The organism is Amnibacterium sp. CER49 (assembly GCF_029846255.1).
Classification (GTDB): domain Bacteria; phylum Actinomycetota; class Actinomycetes; order Actinomycetales; family Microbacteriaceae; genus Amnibacterium.
Genome location: NZ_JARVWQ010000001.1, coordinates 1,250,892 through 1,263,727, shown reverse-complemented (window position 1 = coordinate 1,263,727; position 12,836 = coordinate 1,250,892). Strand labels below are relative to the sequence as shown.

Below are 12,836 nucleotides of genomic sequence, written 5' to 3'. Positions count from 1 at the left end.
CGAGCACGTTCCGCTGCTCGTTCACCCGCGCCACTTCCCTCAGGAGCTCGGAGCGGCGACCGCGCGGCGATCGCCGGAGGAGGAGGGAGCGCTGATCACGAGGAACGTGGCACCGGCGCTCGCCGTGACAGCGGCCTGGTGCGGCTGCCCCGGACGCACGACGAGGCCTTCGCCGGGGCCGAGCGACCGGACGCCGTCAGCCGTGCGCACATCCAGCTCGCCGGCGAGCACGTGGAAGTACTGGGTGGTGCGGTCATGGACATGCCACGCCTCCTGCGTCCCCGGAGCCATCGCCTCCTCCGCGACGGCGAGCGCGTCTTCGGTGACGAGGCGCCAGGCGAGGCACCCGGCGGCCCACTGCTCCGCCTTCGCGGTGGTGCGGCTCACGACGAGGGGTGAGCCCGCCCTCTGTTCCTTCGACTCCTTCATGCGACTACTGTACATACCAGTAGTTACAGCCGGCCGAAGGGGACATGGTGAGCGACGAGGCGGCGGTGGCCCGGGGAGTGCGCGACGAGCGCTCAGGCGGAAGGCCGTCGGCGACACGGGACATCGGGCTCGTCCTCGCCTCCGCGACGGTGGACTCGTTCGGGAGCGGGTTGTGGCTCGCCGGAGGCGCGCTCTTCTTCCATCGGGCCGTCGGACTGCCGCTCCCGCTCATCGGCCTGGGCCTGGCGTTCGCGGGTCTCGTCGCCCTTCCGGCCGGGGTGCGGCTCGCTCGCCTCGCGGATCGGCACGGGGCCCGGGGCTTCTACCTGGCGCTGACGATGACGCAGGCCGCGTGCTACGTCGTGTTCGTCTTCGTGCACTCGTTCCTGCTGTTCGTCCTGCTGGCGACGATCGCCGCGTCAGCGGACAGCGCGGCGCAGGCGATCCGCAGCGCGCTCGTCCGCGCGATCGGCGGTGCGACGGCCGTGCGCTTCCGTGCACGGCTGCACGCCCTGATGAACGTGGCGATCGCGCTCGGGGCGGCCCTCGCGGCGGTGCTCATCGGTATCGGCTCGCTCGGTGCGTACGACGTCCTGATCGTGCTCGACGCGGTGACGTTCGCTCTCGCCGGCGTCCTGGTGGCTCGGACCACGCTGCAGCGCGTGGCGGTGGCGCCCGCGGGTCGTCGGTGGGTCGCGATCCGCGACCGCGCCTACGTGGCCGCCGCGACCCTGGACGGCGTGCTGGATCTCGAGTTCGGGGTGTCGGGCTTCGTGCTGCCGCTGTGGGTCGTGACGCGGACGAGTGCCCCGCACTGGCTGGCGGCGCTCCTCCTGCTGCTCAACACGGTGCTGGTCGCCACGCTTCAGGTCCGCTTCTCGAGAGGTTCCGACACCGTCCGCGGCGCTGCCCGCTCGTTCCGCCGTGCAGCGCTCACGCTTGCCGCTGCCGCGATCGTCTTCTCGTCGACCGGAGGCGTGCCGCCCGCGGGTGCCGTGCTGATGCTCGTGCTCGCGATGACCGTCCTGTCGTTCGGAGAGCTCCAGCACGCCCCGGGTCAGTTCGGTCTCGCGTACGGCATGGCACCCGAGCACGCCGCCGCCGAGTACCAGGCGGTCTTCTCGCTCGGCATGGGCCTCAGCCGCGCCTTCGCCCCGGCGATCCTCACCTTCCTCTGCGTCACGCTCGGGGCGCCCGGGTGGTGGCTGCTCGCGCTGCTCTTCCTCGCCGCTGGGCTCCTCATGCCCCTCGTCGCTCAGCGATCCGCGGCCGGTGCGGGGGTCGGCGGAGCGCAGTAGCGACGCGTCGAGAGACGGCCGTCGCTGCTCGGACGGATGCGCGGATGCCGGCGGGCGGGCGCGTGGATGCTGCTCAGTCGTCGCTGACGGGCGGCCCGATGTAGCGCGCAGCCGGCCTGAAGATCTTCGAGTCGGCCGCCTGCTCGAGGATGTGCGCGCTCCAACCTATGGCGCGAGCCAGTGCGAACGTCGGGGTGAACAGCTCACGTGCGATCCCGACCCGCTCCATGACGATGGAGGCGTAGAACTCCACGTTCGCGTGCAGGCCGCGTCCCGGCTTGGCGGCTTCGAGCAGGCGCTCGGCCGTGGCCTCGAACCGGAGGGCGAGGTCCACCCGCGGTCCGCCGAGGGCTTGCGCCTCCGCTCGCAGCAGCTGCGAACGTGGATCCGCGGTGCGGTACACCGCGTGGCCGAAACCCATCAGGCGGCGCCCGGCTGCCAGTTCCGCGCTGATCCAGGGCTCGATCGCCTCCGGCGACGGGATCTGGTCGAGGGAGTCCAGCACGCGGGAGGGTGCGCCTCCGTGCAGCGGGCCGGACAGCGACCCGAGCGCGCCCGTCAGGGCGGATGCCACGTCGGCCCCGGTCGAGGTGATGACCCGGGCGGTGAACGTCGAGGCGTTCAGGCCGTGATCCATCACCGCGATCAGATAGGCGGTCAATGCGTGCTCGGCCTCGGGGGTCGGCTCGGCTCCGGTCACCTGCGTGAGGTAGCCGGCCACGGTGCCGTGGTCCTTCGGTGACGCGAGCGGAGGGAGTCGTCGCTGCCGCCGCGAGAGCGTCGCGAGGAACCCGGGAACCATCGCGGTGAGCAGGAGCGCGTCGCGGCGCCGTTCCTGCTCGTCGAGGTCGTAGACCGGGCGCATGCCGCGACCGGACGCGACCAGCGGCCACGCCGCCTTCAGCGCATGGACCGCATCGAGCCGTGCGCTCCCACCGGCGAGCTGCTCGACCAGCGCTTCGACGTCGACCTCGGCTCGCAGGGCTGCCAGCTCCGCGACGAACGCTGCTTCCTCATCGGCGGTCGGTAGCCGCCCGTGGAGGAAGAGGAACCAGACCTGCTCGAGGGTGGCCCCGCGAGCGAGCGCGGTCGCCGAGTGCTCCCGGTACTGGTAGTAGCCCTCACGGCCGTGCACGTCGCTGATGGCCGTGTCGACCACGGCCACGTTGGTGAGTCCGCGCGGAACCTCGATCAACGCGTCGTCCATCCGACTGATCTGCACCATTCCGCCTCCGTTCCTTGTGCCCGCGGCCCGGTGCCGTCAGTCTCAGGAGCAGCGCTGTTGATGTCAACGTTGATCGGATCAAGATGCTCGACCCCCTTCCCGAGCTCTCCGCCGCACAGGCGGCGGCGCGCCTCGGCATCAAGCAGGAGACCCTCTACGCCTACGTCTCACGCGGTCTCCTGCGGCGAACCCGCACCAGCACCGGATCCCGATTCGACGCGATGGAGGTCGAGCGGTTCGCCGAGCGCCGTGCCCGGCGTCCCCCGAGCGCTCCGACCTCGCCGGCGGCGTCGCCCGGGACGCCGCTCATGGTCGTGGACACCGATGTCGCGCTCATCGACAGCGGCGAACTGTTCTACCGTGGCCGCCGCGCTGCGGAGCTCGCCACCACCTGCTCCTACGACGCCGTCGCGGCCTGGATCTGGGGCGAAGCGATGGAACCGGGCCGCACGCTGCGCTGCTCCGACTCGTTCGTCGCCCCGGCGCGGCGCCTGGTGCAGGCGTTGCCGCCCACGGCGACGCTGCTCGATCGAGTCGCCGTCGCTGTGCACGGCCTCGCGTGTGCCGACCCGCTGCGCGACGACATCTCGCCCGGGCGCCTCGCGGAGATCGGCGAGATCCTCACGGCGGGCATCCCCCGTGCCCTCGCGTCGGCTCCGATCGACGGGACGAGCATCGCCGGGCTCCTCTGGGGTGCGCTCGCGCCCGGTCCCCCGCGGGACGGCCACCTCGCGGCCCTGAACGCGGCACTGGTGCTGTCGATCGATCACGATCTGGCGATCTCGACGTTCGCCGCGCGGGTCGCCGCATCGGCTCGGGCGCCCGGCTACGCGGTGATCAGCGCTGCCCTCGGGGCGTTCGACTCGCCCTTGCACGGCAACGCGAGCCGTGAGTCGGCCGAGCTGCTTCGCGCCGTCCTTCGTGGCGTCTCTCCCGACCGCGCGATCCGGGACCAGCTGCGGCGCCGGGGGAGGGGCGTCCCCGGATTCGGGCACCCGCTGTACCCCGACGGCGATCCCAGGGCACGCGCCCTGCAGGCTCTGGTCGCGGATCTGCCGGATGTCCAGCCCGTGCTCGGGGTCAGCCGTGCGGTGGAGGCCGTGATGGCGGACCTCGGTCTGCTGCCGAACATCGACTTCGCGTTGGCGACCCTCGTCGTCGCCTCGGGACTGCCGAGCGATGCCGGGGCCGTCGTCTTCGCACTCGGTCGGATCGCCGGGTGGATGGCCAACGCGATGGCCGAGTACGAGGCACCGCCGCTGCGGCTCCGTCCTCGCGGGCGGTACACGGGCCCCGACCCGTCGGAGCCTACTCTGTAACGACTAGTATGTATGCTGAGGAGATGGATGCGGCGGACGCCACGACTCCACCACGGGGTGGCGTCGGCGTGGTCCGCGCCAGCGCGCTCTACGTCGCCTCGGTGTTCGGCTCGGGGGTCCTCGTGCTGCCGTCGCTCACCGTCCGAGCGGCGGGGCCCGCAGCGATCCTGTCCGTCACAGCGATGCTCGCGCTGTCGATCCCCCTGGCGGCGACCTTCGCAGCGCTCGCTGCCCGCTACCCGGACGCAGGGGGCGTCGCGTCCTTCCTCCGTCGAGCCTTCGGCTCCCTTCCGGCGCGCGCAGCGGGGTACCTGTTCTTCTTCGGCGTCGGCCTCGGACCGATGCTCGTCGGGTGGTTCGGAGCGGGCTACCTCTGCGCCCTCCTCCCCGGGTTGCAGCCGCTCCGTCCGCTCGTCGCGGTCGTCCTGCTCGTCGCGCCGCTCGTGCTCAACTGGTTTGGCGTGCGGGTGAGCTCGGCGGCGCAGCTCGTGCTGACGGCGGCGCTCCTGGCGATCGTGGCCTGGGTCGTCATCGCCGCGCTCCCGCAGATGCGGCCCGCTCGATGGACGCCGTTCCTGCCGCACTCGTGGAGCGGCGTCGCGATCGGTATCAGCCTCAACGTGTGGGCGTTCGCGGGATGGGAGGCCGTGACGCACCTGGCGGGCGAGTTCCGGCGACCGCGGACCACGGTGCCGGCAGCGACGGCGATCGCACTCCTCGTGACGGGCGGGGCATACCTCGCGCTGCAAGCAGTCACCATCGGCGTGCTCGGATCGAGCGCCGGACGATCCGACATCGCGCTGCTGGAGATCGTCAGCGGAGCATGGGGACGGCTGGCCGGTCCGCTCACATCCGCGGTCGCGGTGCTCGTCGTGGTGGGCGTGCTGAGCACCTACCTGGCGGCGTTCGCCAATCTGGGCGCGGCCCTGGCCCTGGAGGGGGACCTGCCGCGGTGGCTCGCGGTGCGATCGACCAGGAACGCGATTCCGCGCCGCAGCCTCGCCGCGGTCGGCGTGCTGTCGTGCGCCTACTTCCTCGTGCTCGCCGGAGCCGACTTCGACGTCCAGCCCTTCGTGCTGGGGCAGACGGCCTCGAACGTCCTCGTCTACGGGGGTGGGATGGCCGCCGCCGTACGACTGCTGCCTCGACGAAGCCCGGCCTGGTGGACGGCGGTCCTGGCGAGCATCCTCGTCGCGGCGCTCGTGCTGATCGCCGGTGCCGCCCTCGCGGTTCCGGTGATCCTCTGCGCGCTCGCAGGACTGGTTCAGCTCGGCAGACGGCGGCGCCGCGATCGACGGGTGCGGGCCGTTCCGGGCGCCACCACGGAAGGGACACCGAGATGAACGCCCGAGAGCACCCCGTGGATCTCCGCGCCGTCGCCGGCGCGCTGGAGGAGTACTGGTCGCAGGAGGTCGTCGGCGAGGCGAACGGGAGCCTCTTCAAGGTCGCGAAGGGTGCCGGATCCACCCGATGGCACGCCCACGAGGATCAGGACGAGGTGTTCGTGCTGCTCGAGGGCGCGCTCACCGTTCAGCTGCGGGATCGGGACGTCGTGCTGACGCCGGGCGGCCTCTTCGTCGTGCCGCGGGGTGTCGAGCACTGCCCCACGAGCGCCCACGAGGCGCGATTCCTCATCGTCGGCACCTCGATCACCTCCAACGCGGCAGGCGGAAAGCCCGCCTGGAGCTACGGCGGCGGCCATCCTCGGTGACGACCGAGGCCGAGCGGCACCGCGGCAGCGGCTCGGATGAGGCGTGTGGCTTCTCCATCACCTCGTGCCGGGTCGCGCGCGGGAGCCCGCGAGCGACTCGCGACCGGCCGACCCCGGTCGGGCAATACGGTGGTGCGGACCAGGGAGATCGCAATGGCGCACGCGCAGCAGACGGTGACCGTCGAGAGGCCGATCGAGGACGTGTTCGCGTTCCTCGCGGACGGCATGAACGAGCCGAGGTGGCGCCCCGACGTGCGAGACGTCCGCCTCGCCGCGGGCGACGGCGCGTCCGTCGGTTCGGTCTGGGCCCAGACGATGAGCGGGCCCGGTGGCCGGCCGATCCAGGGCGACTACCGCATCACGCGTTCCGAGCGCCCGGGCCGCCTCGACTTCGAGGTCGTCGCGGGGCCCGCGCGGCCGACCGGTTCGTTCACGCTCACCGCCACGAGCCCGTCGACGACGCAGGTGACCTTCACGCTCGACCTCGTCCCCACGGGCCTGATGCGACTCCTGTCCGGGATGATCGCCAAGCAGGTGACCAAGGAGGCGGACGCGATCCGCAACCTCCCTGGGGCCATGGCAGGTTGACCTCCGGTCCCGCGTGGCCGGATCCGAGGATGGGGGCGCCGAGGGGCTGATCGGCCGCGTCGGTCGTCGTTCAGGGGCTCGGCCCGCATCCCGGCAATCTGCAGTGAGAGCGGACGCGAGGTCTCGAGCAGAACTCCTGATCAGAATAGTTTCGAGCGATCGGGCACACCGAGAGCGAACAGACCATGACGACTGATGAGCAGCTGCAGGCGGCTCGGCGGCTCGGCGACGCGCTCCGCGCCGTCGTCGTCGAGAGCCGGCATGTGCGGGACGACTACGCGCGCGAGGCCGACCTCTCGCCGACGGAGCTGAGCGCCCTCGTCATGATCGGCCGCGCCGGCCGCATCACACCCAAGCCCATCGGGCAGGAGCTCTCGCTCACCTCGGGGTCGGTCACCGCGATGATCGACCGCTTCGTGCAGGCCGGCCTCGTGCGCCGGGAGCTCAACCCCGACGACCGCCGGAGCGTCCTCATCGGCCTGACCGACGCCGGCGAGGCCGTCCGCCGCTCGGTCATCGAGCAGTACCACGCCTTCATGCTCAGGCTGATCGAGGCGGCCCCGGATCTCGCCGACCGGGGGTTCACCGACCGTCTGCTGCGCACCGCCGAGGTCGCTCGTCGCCTGCGGGGCCGCTGAGCGCAACGGCTCGGCTCAGCCGCGGCAGGAGGGGCACGAACCGAGGTGCACCGACCGTGCGCACGAGGAAGTACGACACCCGCGTGCCGCGGTCACCCCTCGCGAGGGAGATCAGGCCGACCTCGAGTCGCAGTCGTTCAGCGGTGCTGACGAGAGGGAGAGGCGCCGCCGGCGAGTGGGGGGATCTCGCCGGGCGGCGCCGTCGAAGACCTAGCGGGTAGGTGTTCGGGCTGCGGTCTGTCGGGGGCCGGACCGGTCGTGCGGCGAAGTGGGGGCTTCGCGGGCGGTGGGTGACCGCCTGCATCAAGCGTAGGCGCACGGGGACAGAACGACCAGTCTGTCCTCATCCCCAGTTCGGGTGCACCGGCGCCTCGAGGGGCGGTCAGCCGATCCGTTCGGCGAGGTTGACGAGGATCCCCTCGGGACCTCGTACGGAGGCCATGCGCCACACGCCCGCCCACTCGCCGATGCCGCCGAGCAGGCTGAAACCGTTCGCGGTCAGCCGGTCGACCAGCGTGTCGAGTCCCTCCACCTCGAACGAGACGTTCCGGATGCCCTGCAGGTCGTGCCCGGCCGGCGGCGGGGCGGGTGTCGGGCCCGGTTCGAGGAACCTCGTCAGCTCGAGGGCCGTGCCGCCGCCCGGGAGTCGCAGCACGGCGAGCTCGGTGCGGGCGCCGGGGATGCCGACGACGGTGTCGAGGAACTCGCCCTCGAGCGGCATCCGACCGTCGACCTCGAAACCGAGATCGACGAAGAACGCGGTCACCGCGTCGAGGTCGCCGACGGTGATGCCGACGTGGTCGAACCGCTGGATCCCCGCCATGCCGCCCCTCCTGCGCCTGTTCCCCTCGTCCTATCGTCCCGCGCGGCGGGCGCGCGCATCGCGCCCGTTCCGCCCCTCCTCGCGCGGTACCCCGAGACGGCCGAGCGGAGGCGTCACCGGAGGTGCGCGCGGATCGCCCGGCGCACATCGGCGTCGACCATCGCGCTGAGGTGCCCCTTGCCGGGCAGCTCGAGGTGCTCCGCTTCGGGGATGCGGGCGGCCGTCCGAGCGAGCAGCGCGGGGGAGTAGTAGCCGTCCTCCGCGCCGCCGATCAGCAGGGTCGGCGCGACGACCCGGCCGAGGTCCTCCTCCACGTCGAACCCGTCCTCCGCGTCGATGAGGCGGGCGAGCTCGCGATCGTCGCGCCCGATGACGAGCCGCCCGAGCGCGTAGCCGGCGACCCGGAGGAGCGCCCGCAGAGCCGGGCGCCGCGTGGTCGTCTCCAGGATCGTCGCGGCGGCCCGCCGTCGGCGCCCGGCCCGCACCTCCGCAGCGGCCTCCTCCTGCGCGCGCTCGCCCTGCCGCGCGAGGTGCGCGGCCGCGGACACGAGCACCAGGCGGCGCACGACGTCCGGGTGGTCGATCGCGAGCCGGAGCGCGATGCTGCCGCCCGTCGACTCCCCGACGACGTCGACGGGCTGCGCGAACCGGGAGCGGATCGCTCGGGCGTGCTCGTCCGCGAGGTCGGCGATGGTCGTGCCCCCGGGGACGAACCCGCGGCGGGCGACGAGCCACACGTCGAACGTCGTCGACAGGCCGAGGACCTCGATCCGCTGGAGCAGCCGCTGACCGGCGGTCCGTCCCGTCGAGTGCGGCCCGAGGCCCGGCAGGTGGACGAGGGAGGGCCGCGGGTGACGGTGCGGGAGCGAGGCGCGCCAGAGGCGGACCCCTCCGGTGCCGCGGGCATCCGGCACGAGCCCCTCCTTCCGCCGAGGGCAGCAGGATCCCAGGTGTCTCCTGGGCGCCCCCGCCGTCTTCGGCGCCGCTGGGCGCGCTCGGCACCGTGCTGATGGCCGGATCCGTCGTGCCGTTGCTCCACGCCGCGCTGGTCGGACGTCGCCGGCGGTCGGGAGGGGGCTCAGGCGGCGAGGTGGAACGTGCTCGCGAACCGCCCGAGCAGCTCGGACGGCCCTCGCAGCACCTGGACCAGGCCGGTCGTGATGGCCCGCTCCGGCGGGACCTCGCCCGACAGCAGCAGCCGGATACCGGGTCCCGTCGCGAAGGCGAGGTCGGCCTGCCCCTCGCCCCGCTGCACGGCGAGGACGTCGCCGGTCACGCGGATGAGCAGGTCGGCCGCCCCGAGCCGTGCCGCGTAGGCGGTCGCGGGCAGCGCCGCCGCGACCGCCGGCCGGAACGCGCTGCGCAGGGCGATCGTGAGCGCGTCCGGGGTGAGGACCTGCTCCTCCCGCGGCTCGCCGAGTGCGCGGAACCCCCAGGCGCCGAGCGCGAGCACGATCGGCTCGAGGCCGCGACCGTACGGAGTGAGCTCGTAGACCGGGATCCGCGAATGCGGCGCCCGACGGAGCACCCCGGCGGCCTGCAGCTCCTTCAGCCGTGCCGCCAGCACGTTGCTGGGGATGCGGGGGAGGCCCGCGGCGAGCTCGCCGTAGCGCCGCGGTCCGACGATCAGGTCTCGCACGATCAGCAGCGCCCAGCGCTCGCCGACGAGCTCGAGCGCGCGGCTGACGCCGTCGTACTGGCCGTAATCGCGGGCGGCCACCCGTGCTCAGGCCTGCTGCTGCTGCTGCTGCATGAACGCCTCGGGGCCCTGCTCGGCCGCGATCGGGTCCATCCAGCCGAAGTCGATCACGTTGCCGTCCGGATCGGCGAGACCGCGCTGGTACATGAAGCCGTAGTCCGAGGCCGGTCCCGGCTCCGAGCCGCCCGCGGCCACGCCGGCGGCGACGCGGGCGTCGACCTCCTCACGGCTGCCGACGAAGATCGCCGTGCCCGCGGTGGGGTTCTTCGCGGGGTCGCCGATCGGCAGCTCGGTCATCGACTGGAAGAACTCCCGGGTCAGGATCATGAAGTAGCTGTGGTCCTTCTCGACCACGATGCAGGCGGCGTTGTGGTCGGTGAACGCCGGGTTGATCGAGAACCCGATGGCCTCGTAGAACGCCTTCGCGCGCTCCAGGTCGGTCACCGGCAGGTTGATGAACATCGTGGTCACGGGGCGCTCCTCGCGTCGACTTGATCGGGACGTGCCCACACTTGCAAAAAACAAGTAGCGCGTCAAGGGTCCGTCGGGCGATCCCGGCCGGCCGGAGACCCGGGCGGTGGCAGAATCCTCGTAGCGGCCGTTCTCGCAGCCCCTGCTCCCCGTGTTCGCCCCCAGGCGCCCGGAGCACCGCCCCATGGCCGGCGGCGAGGAGCGACCCGTGTCGTCCGACGAGTTCGTGCTGCTGCCCTGTCCGCACTGCGGCGGCCGGGAGCGGATCGACATCGCGACGAACCGCACCGGAGCGCCGGGGCGATGGTCCGGCCGCTGCCTCGGCTGCGGTCAGCGGTGGACGTTCGACGACGACTGATGGCGCGGTGGGCGCGGCGCTCGCCGCGCGACGGGCCTCCGGACGCGCGACTCCGGCGCGGAACCGAGCAGGATCGGAGAAGCGCCGCGCCAGGCCCCCTCCTACGCTCGCCCGCATGACGACCACACAGCAGACCGAGGACGACGGCTTCAGTGCCGAGGAGCGCGCCGCGATCAAGGACCGGGCGGCGGAGCTGAAGTCGCCCGCTCGCCGTGGCAAGGCGAGCCGGGAGGACGGGGAGCGCGAGGTGCGCACGCGGATCGACGCCCTGACGGGGTCCGACCGGGCTTCGGCCGAGGCGTTCCACGCCCTCGTCGCCGAGACCGCGCCGGAGCTCGTGCCGCAGACGTACTACGGCTTCCCCGCCTACGCGAAGGACGGCAAGGTGCTGTTCTGGCTGAAGCCGGCCGCGAAGTTCCGCACCCGCTACGCGCAGGTCGAGTTCAGCGACAAGGCCGCGCTCGACGACGGCGCCTTCTGGGCCACGTCGTTCGCCCTGCCGGACTGGACGCCGGAGGCCGAGGAGCGCCTGCGCGAGCTCGTCCGGCGCGCCGCTCGCTAGCCGCCGCCCGTAGCAGCTCCGCGCCCCTGGACGTGGGAGGCGCGCCGGGATAGCGTCCAGACGACGACGAGCGGGGAGCGCATGCGGACGAAGCGCGGCACGACCGGGGGATCCCGGCCCCGCGTCGTGCGCGCCGTCACGGTCGCCGCCGCGCTCGTCGCCCTGCAGGTGGCCGTGGCGACACCCGCGCACGCCGACACGACGAAGCCCCGAGGTCACACGGCGCACGCGATCGCGGGGTATGCGGGCGACCAGCTCGCGAACGCGGAAGCGATCGTCGGCGCGGCCACCGCTCTGCACCTCGGTCGCGACGCGGCCGTGCTCGGCGTGGCCGCCGCGATGGGGGAGTCCGGCCTGCGGAACCTGCCCTACGGGGACGGCGCGATCAACCCCGACGGCACGATCGCCGACTCGATCGGCCTGTTCCAGCAGCAGCACTGGTGGGGCAGCCGGACGAACCGGATGACGCCGTCGCTCGCCGCGACCGCGTTCTTCACGCATCTGCGGCAGGTGCGCGACTGGCGCGCGATGACGCCGACCGCGGCCATCCACGCCGTGCAGGGCAACCGCGACCCGCACTTCTACACCCCCTTCTACCTGCCGGCTCTGCTCGTGGTCGACGGGCTCGCGCTGCACCCCGTGAAGCCCGCCACGTCGGCGAAGCCCGCGTCGGGGAAGGCGGTCGTGGTCCCCGTCGTCGACCTCGCCGACGCTCCGGGCGGGAAGGCGGACCCCGCGGGCGCCGCCGGGTGGACGCCGGTCGACGTCTCCGGTGACATCAGCAGCGGCTTCCTCGACGGCCTCACCGCCGCGGGCGGCACGCTGCCCTCCTCGGGGCGCTGATCACCCCGAGGGGGGATGACGGACGTGTCGCCGACCGCCACCATGGTCGCGATGGGAGTCGAACCGGAGGCCGGCCTGTCGGGTGCCGGTGACTCGTACGTCCTGGCCGACGCCGCACCGCACGCGCCGTACCGACCGAGCGGTGCCGTGCTGCTGCGCTTCCTCGCCGCGGCGGCGCTGCTGTCGCTGCTCGGCGCGGCCACCACGACCCCGTTGATCAGCGAGTGGTTCACCTCCGGCCCGCGGATGGCCGCCGAGCCCCGGGTGTGGGTGTTCCTCGTCGTGTGGACCGCGGTCTACTTCGCCGACGCGATCGCCGGCTGGTTGATCTGGCGGGCCGGCTTCACCCGTCAGGTGCGGGCCGCCCTTCGCCTCCACCTCACGCAGCTCGTCCTGCAGGCGGTGTGGCTGATCGCCTTCGCCCTGCAGGCGCCGGTGCGCGGCGCGCTGCTCGGGGTGGTGTTCGGGATCCTCCTCGTGCTCGACATCGCCACGCTGGCGGCCGCCGTGTCGGCCTGGCGCGCGAGCCGGTGGGCGACCGTGATCCTCGGGGGCGTGCTCGTCTGGCTGCTCTACGGCACGGTGCTCTCCTTCGGCGATACCGTGCTGCGCTCCCTGTCCGCCGGCTGAGGTCTCGGAGGCCGGAGCCGGAGCGCAGCCGACGTGCGCGTGCTCAGAGCGAGGCGGTCAGCCCGCCGTCGACGTAGACGGTGTGGCCGTGCACGAAGCTCGCGGCGTCCGAGGCGAGGAAGACGCAGGCGCCGACGAGCTCCTCGGCCTCGCCCCGGCGTCCGGCCGGGCGACGCCCGTGGCGAGCGCGAGGTCGATGCCCTGCGACGAACCGGTGACGAGGGCGGTGCGGCCGGCGAGGT

16 protein-coding genes and 1 pseudogene are annotated in these 12,836 nt (G+C 72.9%); 10 read left to right on the top strand and 7 right to left on the bottom strand.

The genetic code is table 11. The features are described 5' to 3' along the window. Window positions 1-39: 39 nt before the first annotated feature. A complete protein-coding gene (locus QDR37_RS06105; protein ID WP_279712720.1) occupies window positions 40-429 on the bottom strand; it encodes a cupin domain-containing protein in 390 nt (129 codons plus the stop codon). 44 nt (window positions 430-473) lie between these two features. Here QDR37_RS06105 and QDR37_RS06100 point away from each other — a divergent pair, with 44 nt between their 5' ends. Continuing rightward, window positions 474-1,727, top strand: coding sequence for an MFS transporter (locus QDR37_RS06100; protein WP_279712719.1), 1,254 nt, complete (start codon window positions 474-476; stop codon window positions 1,725-1,727). A 73-nt stretch (window positions 1,728-1,800) separates the two neighbouring features. Here the strand turns inward: QDR37_RS06100 and QDR37_RS06095 are convergent, their stop codons facing one another. Beyond that, window positions 1,801-2,952, bottom strand: coding sequence for a citrate/2-methylcitrate synthase (locus QDR37_RS06095; RefSeq protein WP_279712718.1), 1,152 nt, complete (start codon window positions 2,950-2,952; stop codon window positions 1,801-1,803). Window positions 2,953-3,035: 83 nt separating this feature from the next. On the opposite strand from QDR37_RS06095, the gene QDR37_RS06090 reads away from it, so the two are divergent. The 5 genes from QDR37_RS06090 (at window position 3,036) to QDR37_RS06070 (ending at window position 7,208) form a co-directional block, all read left to right on the top strand. Next, the gene (locus QDR37_RS06090) at window positions 3,036-4,271 is read left to right on the top strand and encodes a citrate/2-methylcitrate synthase (protein ID WP_279712717.1); all 1,236 of its coding nucleotides are present in this window, start codon (window positions 3,036-3,038) and stop codon (window positions 4,269-4,271) included. Window positions 4,272-4,294: 23 nt separating this feature from the next. Continuing rightward, window positions 4,295-5,614 (top strand): amino acid permease, encoded by a 1,320-nt coding sequence (locus QDR37_RS06085; protein WP_279712716.1) that lies wholly within the window; start codon window positions 4,295-4,297, stop codon window positions 5,612-5,614. Continuing rightward, window positions 5,611-5,982, top strand: coding sequence for a cupin domain-containing protein (locus QDR37_RS06080; protein ID WP_279712715.1), 372 nt, complete (start codon window positions 5,611-5,613; stop codon window positions 5,980-5,982). Before QDR37_RS06085 ends, QDR37_RS06080 begins: the two co-directional genes overlap by 4 nt. A 153-nt stretch (window positions 5,983-6,135) precedes the next feature. After that, window positions 6,136-6,570: an SRPBCC family protein gene (locus tag QDR37_RS06075; RefSeq protein WP_279712714.1), complete on the top strand. Its 435-nt coding sequence runs from the start codon at window positions 6,136-6,138 to the stop codon at window positions 6,568-6,570. Between the two features lie 185 nt (window positions 6,571-6,755). Continuing rightward, complete coding sequence (locus QDR37_RS06070) at window positions 6,756-7,208, top strand: MarR family transcriptional regulator (protein ID WP_279712713.1); 453 nt, start codon at window positions 6,756-6,758, stop codon at window positions 7,206-7,208. Window positions 7,209-7,590: 382 nt separating this feature from the next. On the opposite strand, the gene QDR37_RS06065 is transcribed toward QDR37_RS06070, so the two are convergent. The 4 genes from QDR37_RS06065 to QDR37_RS06050 form a co-directional block, all read right to left on the bottom strand. Next, complete coding sequence (locus QDR37_RS06065) at window positions 7,591-8,031, bottom strand: VOC family protein (protein ID WP_279712712.1); 441 nt, start codon at window positions 8,029-8,031, stop codon at window positions 7,591-7,593. A 113-nt stretch (window positions 8,032-8,144) separates the two neighbouring features. Further along, window positions 8,145-8,945, bottom strand: coding sequence for an alpha/beta hydrolase (locus tag QDR37_RS06060; protein ID WP_279712711.1), 801 nt, complete (start codon window positions 8,943-8,945; stop codon window positions 8,145-8,147). 164 nt (window positions 8,946-9,109) lie between these two features. Beyond that, the gene (locus QDR37_RS06055; RefSeq protein ID WP_279712709.1) at window positions 9,110-9,751 is read right to left on the bottom strand and encodes a helix-turn-helix domain-containing protein; all 642 of its coding nucleotides are present in this window, start codon (window positions 9,749-9,751) and stop codon (window positions 9,110-9,112) included. A gap of 6 nt (window positions 9,752-9,757) precedes the next feature. After that, the gene (locus QDR37_RS06050) at window positions 9,758-10,201 is read right to left on the bottom strand and encodes a VOC family protein (RefSeq protein WP_279712708.1); all 444 of its coding nucleotides are present in this window, start codon (window positions 10,199-10,201) and stop codon (window positions 9,758-9,760) included. Window positions 10,202-10,409: 208 nt separating this feature from the next. Here QDR37_RS06050 and QDR37_RS06045 point away from each other — a divergent pair, with 208 nt between their 5' ends. The 4 genes from QDR37_RS06045 to QDR37_RS06030 all read left to right on the top strand — a co-directional run bounded on the left by QDR37_RS06045 (window position 10,410) and on the right by QDR37_RS06030 (window position 12,594). Then, complete coding sequence (locus tag QDR37_RS06045; RefSeq protein ID WP_279712707.1) at window positions 10,410-10,559, top strand: hypothetical protein; 150 nt, start codon at window positions 10,410-10,412, stop codon at window positions 10,557-10,559. A gap of 115 nt (window positions 10,560-10,674) precedes the next feature. Further along, on the top strand, window positions 10,675-11,121 hold the full coding sequence (locus QDR37_RS06040) for a hypothetical protein (RefSeq protein ID WP_279712706.1): 447 nt from the start codon (window positions 10,675-10,677) through the stop codon (window positions 11,119-11,121). Between the two features lie 81 nt (window positions 11,122-11,202). Further along, window positions 11,203-11,964 (top strand): hypothetical protein, encoded by a 762-nt coding sequence (locus QDR37_RS06035; protein ID WP_279712705.1) that lies wholly within the window; start codon window positions 11,203-11,205, stop codon window positions 11,962-11,964. A gap of 15 nt (window positions 11,965-11,979) precedes the next feature. Continuing rightward, entirely contained in the window at window positions 11,980-12,594 is a 615-nt protein-coding gene (locus QDR37_RS06030) for a tryptophan-rich sensory protein (protein ID WP_279712704.1), read from the top strand. A 43-nt stretch (window positions 12,595-12,637) separates the two neighbouring features. Here QDR37_RS06030 and QDR37_RS06025 read toward each other — a convergent pair. Then, window positions 12,638-12,763: pseudogene (locus QDR37_RS06025) on the bottom strand (SDR family oxidoreductase); the annotation flags it as partial. Window positions 12,764-12,836: the final 73 nt, after the last annotated feature.

Bases quoted from the DNA above. Each gene is read 5' to 3' on its own strand.
- QDR37_RS06105 (WP_279712720.1), bottom strand. From the start codon at position 429: ATGAAGGAGTCGAAGGAACAGAGGGCGGGCTCACCCCTCGTCGTGAGC.
- QDR37_RS06080 (WP_279712715.1), top strand. From the start codon at position 5,611: ATGAACGCCCGAGAGCACCCCGTGGATCTCCGCGCCGTCGCCGGCGCG.
- QDR37_RS06090 (WP_279712717.1), top strand. From the start codon at position 3,036: ATGCTCGACCCCCTTCCCGAGCTCTCCGCCGCACAGGCGGCGGCGCGC.
- QDR37_RS06095 (WP_279712718.1), bottom strand. From the start codon at position 2,952: ATGGTGCAGATCAGTCGGATGGACGACGCGTTGATCGAGGTTCCGCGC.
- QDR37_RS06035 (WP_279712705.1), top strand. From the start codon at position 11,203: ATGCGGACGAAGCGCGGCACGACCGGGGGATCCCGGCCCCGCGTCGTG.
- QDR37_RS06075 (WP_279712714.1), top strand. From the start codon at position 6,136: ATGGCGCACGCGCAGCAGACGGTGACCGTCGAGAGGCCGATCGAGGAC.
- QDR37_RS06070 (WP_279712713.1), top strand. From the start codon at position 6,756: ATGACGACTGATGAGCAGCTGCAGGCGGCTCGGCGGCTCGGCGACGCG.
- QDR37_RS06065 (WP_279712712.1), bottom strand. From the start codon at position 8,031: ATGGCGGGGATCCAGCGGTTCGACCACGTCGGCATCACCGTCGGCGAC.
- QDR37_RS06100 (WP_279712719.1), top strand. From the start codon at position 474: ATGGTGAGCGACGAGGCGGCGGTGGCCCGGGGAGTGCGCGACGAGCGC.
- QDR37_RS06030 (WP_279712704.1), top strand. From the start codon at position 11,980: ATGACGGACGTGTCGCCGACCGCCACCATGGTCGCGATGGGAGTCGAA.
- QDR37_RS06040 (WP_279712706.1), top strand. From the start codon at position 10,675: ATGACGACCACACAGCAGACCGAGGACGACGGCTTCAGTGCCGAGGAG.
- QDR37_RS06085 (WP_279712716.1), top strand. From the start codon at position 4,295: ATGGATGCGGCGGACGCCACGACTCCACCACGGGGTGGCGTCGGCGTG.